This window comes from Streptomyces sp. NPDC043854 (assembly GCF_056436005.1).
Genome location: NZ_JBWKDK010000038.1, coordinates 57,723 through 68,387 on the forward strand (window position 1 = coordinate 57,723; position 10,665 = coordinate 68,387).

A 10,665-nucleotide genomic window follows, 5' to 3' on the forward strand; every position below is an offset into this window, starting at 1 on the left:
CGAACGGCAACGCCGCCCCCCGGCCCGGCACGTGCACGCCTCGCACTGCGCGTGCCGGGCCGGCGTGCTTCCGTCCTACCCCGCGGTGCCCGCGGTCCCGGGGGCGGCGGAGCAGGCGCCGCTGCGGGCGGCCGCGGCGGCCGCGTGCGCCGCCCGGCCGGGCAGGGCGGGGTCGGGGGCGCTGCGCAGCAGGAGGAGTTCGTGGTACAGGGGGGCGGTCGAGGCCACGAGGAGGGCGCGGGGGGCGGTCTCCGCGGGGACTTCGCCGCGGGCGGCCGCGCGGGCGACGACCACCGCGCAGCGCTCGTAGCGGTCCTCCCAGAAGCGGCTCAGCGCGCCGGCGGCCTCCGCCGAGCGGAAGGACGCGGCGATCAGGGCCGCGGTCAGGGTGGGTCCGGACGCGAGCGCGTCGTACACCTCCCGGTTCAGGGCGGTGAGGTCGCCCTCCAGCGAGCCGGTGTCCGGCGGCTGCCACGTGTCGTCGGCCGCGGCGTCGAGGACGTCGGCCAGCAGGCCTCCCACATCGCGCCAGCGCCGGTAGACCGTCGTGCGGTGGACGCCGGCCCGTTCGGCGACGGCGTCCACCGTCAGGCCGTCGTACCCGGCTTCGAGGAGGAGCGCGCCGACGGCCTCGACGACCTGGGCGCGGACGCGGGCGCTGCGACCGCCGGTGCGGTGGCGGGGAGTTGGCGCGGAACTGCCGCTTGCGTGGGTGCTGGAGTCCATGGCACCATCTTAACGCAACGTCCGTCGCTTTAAGGAGCTTCCGATGCTCATCTTCCGCAGCCCGCGCCGCACTTCCCCGCACCCGCCCGCCCCCGCACCCCTGGAACCGCCCTGTGACCGCACAGCTCACCGCCCTTGACGTCAGCAAGTCCCACGACGGCCGCCCCGTCCTCGACTCCGTCACCTGTTCCGTCCCCTCCGGCACCCGCCTGGGCATCGTCGGCGAGAACGGATCCGGAAAGTCCACACTGCTCCGCCTCCTCGCCGGCGTAGAGCGCCCCGACCGGGGCGAGGTCATCACCCGGGCCGACGGCGGCATCGGCTACCTGGCCCAGGAGGAACACCTCCCGCCCCACCTCACCGTCCAGCAGGTGATCGACCGATCGCTGGGCGAACTGCACGCCATGGAACGGGACATGCGCCGACTGGAGGCGCGCATGGCCGACTCCGGCGACGACCCCGCCGTACTCGCCGCGTACGCCGACCTCCTCACCGCCTTCGAGCTCCGCGGGGGGTACGAGGCCGACGCCCGCCTCGAACGCGCCCTGCACGGCCTCGGCCTGGTCGGGCTGGAGCGCGACCGCACCGTCGCCGGGCTCTCCGGCGGCGAACAGGTCCGCCTGCGCCTCGCCTCCCTGCTGGCCGCCGCACCCGAGGTGCTGCTGCTCGACGAACCGACGAACCATCTCGACGCCTCCGCCCTGGCCTGGCTGGAGGACCATGTGCGCGGCCGGCGCGGCACCACGGTCGCCGTCTCCCACGACCGCGTCTTCCTCGAACGGGTCGCCACCTCGCTGCTGGAGGTCGACGGCGACCTGCACACCACCACCCGCTACGGCGCCGGCTACGCGGGCTACCTCGCCGAGCGGGCCGCCGAGCGGCAGCGCCGGGTCCAGGCCCACCGCGACTGGCAGGCCGAGGTGGCGAGGCTGCGCGACACGGCCGCCACCACCGCCCGCCGCGTCGCACCGGGCCGGGCCATGAAGGACGGCAACAAGATGGCCTACGACCGGGCCGCCGGCCGGGTGCAGCAGTCCCTGGCCAGCCGCGTGCGCAACGCCGAGGAGAGGCTGGCGCGGCTGCTCGCGCGGCCCGTGCCCGCCCCGCCGCAGCCGCTGCGCTTCACGCCCTCCCTGCCCACCGCTCAGGCGGGCGTCCTGCTGCGGGCCGCCGGCGTGCAGGTCGACGGCCGTCTCCGGCCCGTGGACATGACCGTCTCGGCCGGTGACCGGCTGCTGGTCACGGGCCCGAACGGAGCCGGCAAGAGCACCCTGCTCGGGATCCTCGCCGGCACCGCGGCCCCCGACCGCGGGCAGGTGGTCCGGCGCGGACGCGTCGGCCTGCTCGCGCAGCAGCCGCAGTCCGGGCCGCCCGGGCGCACCCTGCTCGCCGCGTACGCCCACGGGCGCTCCGGCACCGCCGAGGAGCATGCCGAACAGCTGCTGGCCCTGGGCCTGTTCGGCCGCGAGCGGCTGCACGTACCGGTCGGCGCGCTGTCCGCCGGGCAGCGGCAGCGGCTGGCCCTGGCCCGGCTCGTCGCCGAACCGGCGGACGTCCTGCTGCTGGACGAGCCCACGAACCACCTCTCCCCCGCCCTCGCGGAGGAACTGGAAGCGGCGCTGGCCCACTTCGCCGGCGCGGTGGTCGTCGTCAGCCACGACCGCCGGCTGTGCGCGCACTGGCAGGGCGCCCGCCTGGAACTCGAGCCCGCCGCCGCGGCCGTCGCCGCCTGACCCCGCGTACCCGCCCCCGAACCGCCTCCCCCGGACGAAAGGAAGCCTCCCCCGCATGCCTTCCCCGCACATCCGCACCTTCCCCGTGTCCGACCCCGCATCCGGCCCGTACGCACTGGCGGCCGGCCCCGACGGGGCGCTGTGGTGCACCCTCGTGCACACCGGCCGCATCGCCCGCCTGACCCCCGAGGGCCGGCTCGACGAGTTCGCGCTGGACTCCGCCGACTGCGGGCCCGCGCTCCTCACCCCGGGACCCGACGGGGCCCTGTGGTTCACCCGGATGCGGGACGACCGGATCGGCCGGATCGACACCTCCGGCCGCTCCCGCTCCTACGCCCTCCCCGGCACCGCCGCCGGGAGCGGGGCCACCCCGTACGGCATCACGGCGGGGCCCGACGGCGCACTGTGGTTCACCCGGGCCGGCGTCGACCGGATCGGCCGGATCGGCACCGACGGGGAGGTGAGCGAGTTCCCGCTGCCCTGCGCGGGCGGTTTCCCGGCCTTCATCACCGCGGCGGCGGACGGCGGCCTCTGGTTCACCCTGAACCGGGCCGGCGCCCTCGGCCGGATCACCCTCGACGGCCGGATCACCCTGTACCCGCTGCCCGATCCGGAGTGCGGGCCGGTGGGCCTGACGGCCGGTGCCGACGGGGCCCTGTGGTTCACCGAGATCACCGCGGGCCGGATCGGCCGGATCACCACCGGCGGTGAGATCACGGAGTTCCCGCTCCCCGATCCGGACTGCCGCCCGCACGCGATCACCGCCGGCCCCGACGGCACCTGCTGGTTCACCCAGTGGGCCACGGGCCGGGTGGCCTCCCTCTCCCCCGACGGCCGGGTCACCGGCATCCCGCTGCCGCACCCCGGCAGCGAGCCCCACGGTCTCGCCTTCGGGCCCGACGGCGCCCTCTACACGGCGCTGGAACACGGTGCGATCGCCCGTATCGCACCGGCCGGGGCTCGTGTCCCCCGACTGCGCGCGCCGTCCACCCGGCCTACGCTGATCGGGTGACACCTTCCTCATCGGAGGTGAGGCGATGTCCGGGTTCCGGAGGGTGGGCGCCGTCCTGGCCGCCGTCCTGGCCGCCGGGGCGGCGAGCACGCTGCCGGCGGGGTTCGCGGCCTCCGCGGGCAGCGGCATCGAGGACGAGAGTGCACGGGTGATCATCGACCGGGCACGGGCCGAGCTGGCCGGCGCCCGGTCGGTGCACATGGTGGCGCAGGTCCAGGACACGGCGGGGACCACCACCCTGGACCTCCACCTCGACGTGAACGGCAACTGCGCCGGCAGCGTGGGCCTGCCCAAGGGCGGCGGCAGCGCGGAGATGGTCAAGCGCGGGCAGGACGTCTGGCTGAAGCCCGACACGGCTTTCCTCAGGTCCCAGGTTCCCGGGCCGGCCGGCGAGGACGCGGCCGCACTGATCAACGACCGCTGGATCCACGGCAGTGCCGAGAACGCCCTGCTGCGCGGCCTCACCCAGGTGTGCGACCTGTCCGACTTCCAGCGCACCCACGCCGCTCGGCCGGCCTCGGAGAACCTGACGAAGGGCGGGACGGCGACCGTCAACGGGGCGGCGGCGATCACGGTCACCGGCCGCGACGGCGCCGATGTGGCCACGTACTACGTGGCCACCGAGGGGGAGCCGTACCTGCTCCGGGTCGAGGGCGTGGAGAAGGGCCGGCGGGGCCGGGCCGACTTCTCCGACTACAACGAGCCGGTGCCGGCCAAGACCCCGCCCCCGGAGGAATCCGTCGACCTCTCCGACCTCCGGTAGCGGCAGGGCTCAGCGGTCGGTGCCCCAGTGCCAGACCAGCTCCGCGCCCTCGGGGACCGCGGCCCAGCGGGCGGCGGCCGCGTGCAGGCGGGGCCCGGTACGGGCCAGGTCGTCCGGGCCGATGGGCGGGCGGCCGACTCCCCGGCCCTCCGTGGACAGCCCGCGCCACACCCGGTACGCCCAGTTCACGGAGAGCTCGGCGGCCATCACCGCATCGCCGCCCCGGCGGAGCACCTTCATCCCGGACCTGCGGTGCCGGCCCGGTTCGACCATCTCGAAGCCCTGGAACGTGGCCCCGCGGGCCATCGCGCCCCAGAAGCCGTCGTCGATGCCGAGGGCGGTCTCGACGACGGCGTGCACCAGGTCGTGCGGCATGGTGGGGCCGGTCGGCTGGGCGGGGAGCCTGACGTCCGGGCCCTTGCGGGCACGGACGACGATCTCGTGCTGGTTGTCCGGCAGCTTCCGGAAGGACATCTCCATCGCGAGGGAGGGTAGGGCGGGGTCCCGGCCCCGGCCAACCGGATTTCCCGCCCGGCCGGGGGCGCCCGGGCGGTCCACTGCCGCAAGGGCGTCTCGCGGGGCGCGGCCGGGGTCCCGGCGTCGGGGTCGGGGGCCGGCGGTCAACCGCGGGCCGGGCGGGTCGCGGTGACGACGTAGTAGTCGATGACGCGGCGCTCGTACGCCTGGAAGAAGTTCCGCGGCCAGGTGCCCGGCGCCCACAGGGGGGCCAGCCAGGTGTCCCAGCCCGCCCACACCCCCGGTCCGATCGAGTGGGCCCGGGCATCCGCGAGTCCGGCTGCGGCGAACGCGTCGGTGAGCGCGGACACCGGACGGGCGATGTCCAGGCCGGTCTCGAACGTGTGCAGCAGCCCGGCGAGTTCGGCCGGGCGGCCGGGGGCGTCGTCCACGGTGAAGAAGCTGGCGACGGCCACCCGGCCGCCCGGCCGCAGCACCCGCGCCGTCTCGGCGGCGAAGGCGGCCAGGTCCGGGAAGTGCTGGGCGGCCTCGACGCTCACCACGGCGTCGAACCCGCCGTCCCCGAAGGGCATCCGCTCGGCGGCGCCCCGTACGAACCGCAGCCGTCCGGGCTCCTCCCGCAGCAGGCCGGCGTGCGTGCTCCGCGCCCGCTCGAGCTGCTGCGGGTGGATGTCCATGCCGGTGACGCCGGCGGGCCCGTACTCCCCCAGGGCGAGCGCGCAGCCCATCCCGAGCCCGCAGCCCACTTCGAGGACCCGCAGCCGTGCGAGCGGCCCGGCGGCGTCGAGGACCTGCCGGTACAGGTCCTGTTGGCTGCGGATGCGCTCGGCCTCGCCGAGGGGGGCGCTCAGGTCGATCGCGTTCCAGTAGCCGAAGTTGATGAACCCTCCGGCGAAGACGGACTCCCGGCTCAGGTCCGCCGGACCGTACGTCTCCTCGACCGCCGGCCGTATGGCCGGGTAGGACTCCTGGGCACCGTGGGCCACGATGTGACACCTCCTGGAACGCACAACGCACGCCGTCGTGTCGACACGCCAGTGTGGCATCCCCGTGCCGCCGTGCGGACGGCCTTCGGTGTCAGTCGGCCACCGCGGAACCGGCCACTGCGGAACCGGCGGTGCGGGTTCCGGCCGAGGCCATGCCGAGCCAGGTGTGCGGGTTGCCCTCCCAGCACCAGCCGAGCTTCGGCGCCCTGCGGCTGATCCAGATGGCCGGAACCCGGTGGTCGCCACAGCGCGAACCGCCCAGCGAGAAGCACTTGTTCTTGACGAGCAGCTGCGGGAAGTGGGTGACGAGCGCGATGCCCTCCTCGATGGTGAGGAGGGTGCGGCCGCGGCCGGCGATGACGTCCATGGCGTCCCGGGGTACGGCTCCGCAGAACTCCTCGCCGCGTTCGACGTCGGTCAGCAGGTAGGCGTCGCCGTCCGGGAGACCGGTCTGCGGGGTGGCGGTGAACCGTTCGATCGAGCCGGGTTCGAAGGAGTGGTCGACGAAGCCGGGCAGGCGTCCGCCGTGCAGGGTGGTGCGCGGCATCGTCTCCTCGATCGGGGCCGCGTTCCGGGTGACGACCAGCAGGAACGGCACCCGGCCGGCCACCGGGTCGCACGCGCCGGAACCGGACGGGGCTGCCGCGGCGCGCTCGCGCAGCGGGGCGACGAGGGCGGTGAACCGCTCGGGGTCCAGGCCGGACATCGCCGGGTAGCCGAGGCCGATCAGCGTGCGGACCTGGCGGTCGAACTCGGCTGCGCCGTCGAAGGGGGTCTGGGTCAAGAGTGTCCTCACATCCGGGAAGGTGTTTACGACGGACGTAAAATTATCTTGGGGCTATCTTGAATGTCAAGCGAAAAGTAGGATGGTCCTACCCGTGTCGCAGGAGGAGCAGGGCGATGTCGTCCGTGCGGGGCGCGGCGTGCCGGGCGTGCCCGATGAGGTTGTCCGCCACCAGGTCCAGGGAGGCGTGCCGCGGGGCCCGGGCGAGGCGTGCCGCCGTCTCGCCGATGGCCTCCCCGATGTCCCGGCCCGGGGTTTCGACCAGGCCGTCGGTGTACAGGGCGAGGAGGGCGCCGGGGGTGAAGGGGATCTCGGTCGCGGTGTACGCGGTGTCGGGGTCGATGCCGAGCAGGAGCCCGGGCGGCAGGTCGAGCACGGCGGTCGAGCCGTCCGCGCGGCGCAGCAGCGGCGGTGGGTGGCCCGCGGTGGCCAGGCTGGCCGTGCGGCGGGTGAAGTCGATGTGGACGTAGAGGCAGCTGGTGAACAGGCCCGGCTCGAGATCGGTCAGCAGCCTGTTGGTCCGGGCGAGGACCTCGGCCGGCGGTGCGCCGGCGGTGGCGTGCACGGCGGTGCGGACCTGGCCCATGAGGGCGGCCGCGCTGACGTTGTGGCCCTGGACGTCGCCGATGGCGGCGGCCGCGGTGGTGCCGTCGATGCGGATCAGGTCGTAGAAGTCCCCGCCGATGTCGAGGCCCTGCGCGGCGGGCAGGTAGCGGGCCGCCACCTCCAGCCCGGGAACGTGCGGCAGGACCCGGGGCAGGAGCCCGGTCTGGAGGCTGCGGGCCAGCTGATGGGTGGAGTCGTACAGCCGGGCCCGCTCCAGGGCCTGGGCGATGAGTCCGGCGATGGCGGAAAGGATGGCGCGCTCACCGGGGGCGAACGTGCGGGGGTGGGAGTAGCCCAGGACGAGGGAGCCGACGGGACGGCTGGAGGCGATCAGGGGCAGGAAGGCCCAGGCGGCCATGCCGTCGAGGATCAGGGTCGAGGGGTAGGCGGCCAGCAGCTCGTCCGGGCTGCCGAAGAACAGCGGGGTGCCGGTGCGCAGGACGTGGGTGCGGGCGGTGTCGGCGGAGACGGGGGCGCCGTCGAAGCGGGCCATGAGCTCGGCCGTGTAGCCGCGGTAGCCGACGATGCGCAGGCGCTGCTCCTCCTCGACCAGCAGGGCCATGGCATGGGCGCCCAGCGCCGGGACGAGCTGGTCGGCGGCCTTGTCGACGACGTCCTGGGCGTGGGCGGCCTCGGTGAGGATGGCCGCCAGGTGGATCAGCTGGTAGAGGGCGTTGGCACGGCTGGGCGAGGGCGCCGTCTCGGCTTCCGGGGGCGCGGCGGCGGAGGGTTCGGGCTCCTCCGCGGCCAGGGTGATCCGGACGCTGAGCCCGCTGGCGTCCGGGTAGAGGTCGAAGCGCAGGCGCCGGCCGTCCGGGTGGTCGGCGAGGAAGCTCCGGGGCATCCGGCTGATCGCGGCCGCCCGGTAGTGGTCCTCGATGGTGGGGTTGTCCATCCAGGGCAGTGCCTCCCACGGGAGGGCGCCGACCAGCCGTGAGACGGGCTCGCCCACCAGGTCCGCCGCCCGCTCGGTGATGAACGTGATCTTCCCGTTCAGGTCCAGGGCGCAGCTGCCTCCCGGCAGGCGCCGGATGAAGGCCAGGCCCGCCGCCGCCTCCGCGGGTCCCGGGGTGGGCGGCGGGCGCGGAGCCAGGATGACCGGGTGGGGCTGCGGCTGGATGGGGCGGCCCTCGCCGGCGGCGCGGCGCAGGATGCCGGCCAGACGCCGCGCACCCGCGTCGAGTGCCTCCCGCTCCCGGTCGCGCAGGTGCGGACCGTGCGAGCCGGGCCACAGCAGCACCAGTCCGGCGCCCGTGCGCATCTCGCCGGCCGTGCCGGATTCGTCCAGCGGGGTGGCGGCGAGCGCGAAGCGGTACGGCACGACCAGGCCGACCCGCGGGTAGCGGCGGGCCGTGTCCTCCAGGCCGCCGAGCCATACGAAGCGCTGCTCGCGGACCGCGTCGGCGACCGGAATCGGGTCATTGATCCCGATGCGGGCCCAGGGGACCGCGAACTCGCGGGCCACGCCGACGGTCACCGCCAGATGCAGCACCCGCCCGGCGGGCTCGGGCAGGTAGAGCATGCCGATGGACGCATCCGCCTCGGCGCAGGTCTCGACCAGCGCCTCCTCCATCAGCCGGTGTCCGGCACCCCGGTCCCGTACCGGTTCGTCTCCCACGTGAACATGGTCGCCCCGGACCCACCGGCGCGCTCGGCCCGGCCCGCCGGGGCGCCGCCGGGCGGTCCCGCCCGCCCCCGGCCGGAAACGGAACGCAAGCGACCGGACGCGGAGCGGCAGGGGGCGCAGGGGTGTCCTAGGAGCGGGCGGCGAAGGCCTTCGTGAAGGCCAGCGGGGTCTGCACGATGGACGAGCAGGTGGCGTCGGCCTGGTTCTTGGCGCCGCCGGGGCACTGCTTGTCGCGGGCCCCCGACCACATGGAGAGCCAGCCCAGGTTCTTGCTGCGGGCGAAGTCGGCCAGCTGGGTGGCGTCCTCGACCGTGAAAATCTCGCTGGTCACGTCGTTGACACCGATCATCGGGGTGACGGCGACCGTCTTCCAGGCCTCGGCGTCGGAGAGCCCGAGGACGCCCTTGATCTGGGCCTGGGTCGCGGTGGCGGCCTGGATCGCGTAGCCGCCCATGTCGCCGCTGTACGCCGGTCCGTAGTCCATCGCCATGACGTTGACGGCGGCGATGCCCACGCCGTTGCGCTTGGCGTTGGCGAGGAGGTCCACGCCCGGCTGGGTCAGGCCCTCGGGCATGACGGGGAGGGTGAAGGAGACGTCGAGGCCGGGGTGCTTCTTCTGGAGCATGGCGATGGCCTGGGCGCGCCGGGTGTTCGCGGCGGTGTCGGGCAGGGCAGCGCCCTCGATGTCGAAGTCGGCCTTGGTCAGCCCGTACGCGTCGATGACCTTGCCGTACGCGGCCGCCAGGTCCGCAGCCGAGGAGCAGGCCAGCGCGAGCTCGGAGCCGGCGGCGCCGCCGAAGGACACCCGGACGTCGCCGCCCTTGGCCCGCAGGGCCTGGATCTGGGAGGCGACGTGGTCGGAGCCGAGGGCGGTGACGCCGCCCCACAGCGGGTTGCAGCCGCCGCCGGAGGTGATGAAGGCCAGGTTGTATTCCTTGACTCCGGTCTGGTCGGCCGTGCCGACGAGGTCGAAGGCGGGGTAGAGCGAGGTGTCCACGTACGGGGCGAACGGGGCCGCCTTCGCGGTGCCGCCCGGGCGGGTCGCGGTGACGGTGGGCTTGGGGGTGGCGGTGGCGGTGGCGGTTGCCGTGGCGGTGGCGGTGGGCGCGGTCGTGGGGCGGGTGGTGGCCGTGGGGCTCGGGGCGGTGGTGGGGCGGCCCGTGGGGAGGGGGGTGGGGCCGGAACCGGCGGAGCACTTCTCCTTGTTGATCAGGCAGCCGGTGGGGCTGCCGGGGGCGCCGCCCTGTGCGGAGGTGACGAAGCCGATGGTGGCGGAGGCCCCGGGCGCGAGTCCGGCGGTGTCCCAGCGGGGCGGCTTGACGGTGACGTGGCCGCCGCTGACGGTCTTTTCGCCGTTCCACAGCGAGGACAGGGTGGTCCCGGCGGGCAGGTCGAACTCCAGGGTCCAGTCCTTCTGGGGCCGGCTGCCGGTGTTGGTGATGACGTACTGGCCGGTGTAGCCGGTGTCCCAGCTGCTGGACTTGGTGAAGGCGGCGCCCACGGAGGCCGCCTGGGCGGTGCCGGTGAGTGCGATCGCGGTGCCGGCGACGGCCGCCGTCAGGGCGAGCGCTCCGGCCGCCTTCGCCTTGGTGCCGGCGGTGCGGCGGTGTGCGTTCCTGGTCATGACTGCCTGCCTCATCGGTGCGGGGATGGGGGACGGGGCAGCACGCTAGCGATCCAGAATCGGACAAAACGCCAGTTCGGGCGCTCGGGCACGCATCTTGAGGCCCCCTTAAGGAAGGGATCGGCCCGCGTTAACGCCCGCACCCTCCAGCGGGCCTGTCGATGTGTCAGACAGGCGGTCGTGGTCGGCCGTTCGGGCGTGCCGGTGCGGGAAGGGAGAGCACAGTGCACGGCGACGCGGGCGGGGGGGGGGGGGGGGGCCCCCCCCCCCCCCCCCCCCCCCTCTCCCCCTTTTCTTTCCCCGCCGAGAAAGAGAAAGAAGGGGAAG

General features: G+C 74.8%; 9 protein-coding genes. 3 read left to right on the plus strand and 6 right to left on the minus strand.

What is annotated here, in order from left to right; genetic code table 11:
* Positions 1–75: 75 nt before the first annotated feature.
* Positions 76–726 (minus strand): TetR/AcrR family transcriptional regulator, encoded by a 651-nt coding sequence (locus AC068A_RS27990; protein ID WP_478589024.1) that lies wholly within the window; start codon positions 724–726, stop codon positions 76–78.
* A gap of 113 nt (positions 727–839) precedes the next feature.
* Between AC068A_RS27990 and abc-f the strand changes: the two genes are divergently transcribed.
* Genes abc-f through AC068A_RS28005 form a run of 3 tightly spaced genes read left to right on the plus strand, consistent with a single transcriptional unit; the run spans position 840 to position 4,234 of the window.
* Entirely contained in the window at positions 840–2,459 is a 1,620-nt protein-coding gene (abc-f, locus tag AC068A_RS27995) for a ribosomal protection-like ABC-F family protein (RefSeq protein WP_478589025.1), read from the plus strand.
* Between the two features lie 55 nt (positions 2,460–2,514).
* Positions 2,515–3,471, plus strand: a complete 957-nt coding sequence (locus tag AC068A_RS28000) for a Vgb family protein (RefSeq protein ID WP_478589026.1) — start codon at positions 2,515–2,517, stop codon at positions 3,469–3,471.
* Positions 3,472–3,496: 25 nt separating this feature from the next.
* Entirely contained in the window at positions 3,497–4,234 is a 738-nt protein-coding gene (locus AC068A_RS28005; RefSeq protein WP_478589027.1) for a LolA-like protein, read from the plus strand.
* 9 nt (positions 4,235–4,243) lie between these two features.
* Here AC068A_RS28005 and AC068A_RS28010 read toward each other — a convergent pair whose 3' ends face one another.
* The 5 genes from AC068A_RS28010 to AC068A_RS28030 form a co-directional block, all read right to left on the minus strand.
* Positions 4,244–4,714 carry a hypothetical protein gene (locus AC068A_RS28010; RefSeq protein ID WP_478589028.1) on the minus strand — a complete coding sequence of 157 codons (471 nt, stop codon included), beginning with the start codon at positions 4,712–4,714 and terminating at the stop codon, positions 4,244–4,246.
* Positions 4,715–4,854: 140 nt separating this feature from the next.
* Positions 4,855–5,697 carry a class I SAM-dependent methyltransferase gene (locus AC068A_RS28015; RefSeq protein WP_478589029.1) on the minus strand — a complete coding sequence of 281 codons (843 nt, stop codon included), beginning with the start codon at positions 5,695–5,697 and terminating at the stop codon, positions 4,855–4,857.
* A 91-nt stretch (positions 5,698–5,788) separates the two neighbouring features.
* The gene (locus AC068A_RS28020) at positions 5,789–6,481 is read right to left on the minus strand and encodes a DUF5701 family protein (protein ID WP_478589030.1); all 693 of its coding nucleotides are present in this window, start codon (positions 6,479–6,481) and stop codon (positions 5,789–5,791) included.
* An 88-nt stretch (positions 6,482–6,569) separates the two neighbouring features.
* A complete protein-coding gene (locus AC068A_RS28025) occupies positions 6,570–8,660 on the minus strand; it encodes a SpoIIE family protein phosphatase (RefSeq protein ID WP_478589033.1) in 2,091 nt (696 codons plus the stop codon).
* 181 nt (positions 8,661–8,841) lie between these two features.
* Positions 8,842–10,338: a glycoside hydrolase family 18 protein gene (locus tag AC068A_RS28030; protein ID WP_478589031.1), complete on the minus strand. Its 1,497-nt coding sequence runs from the start codon at positions 10,336–10,338 to the stop codon at positions 8,842–8,844.
* Between the last annotated feature and the right edge of the window lie 327 nt (positions 10,339–10,665).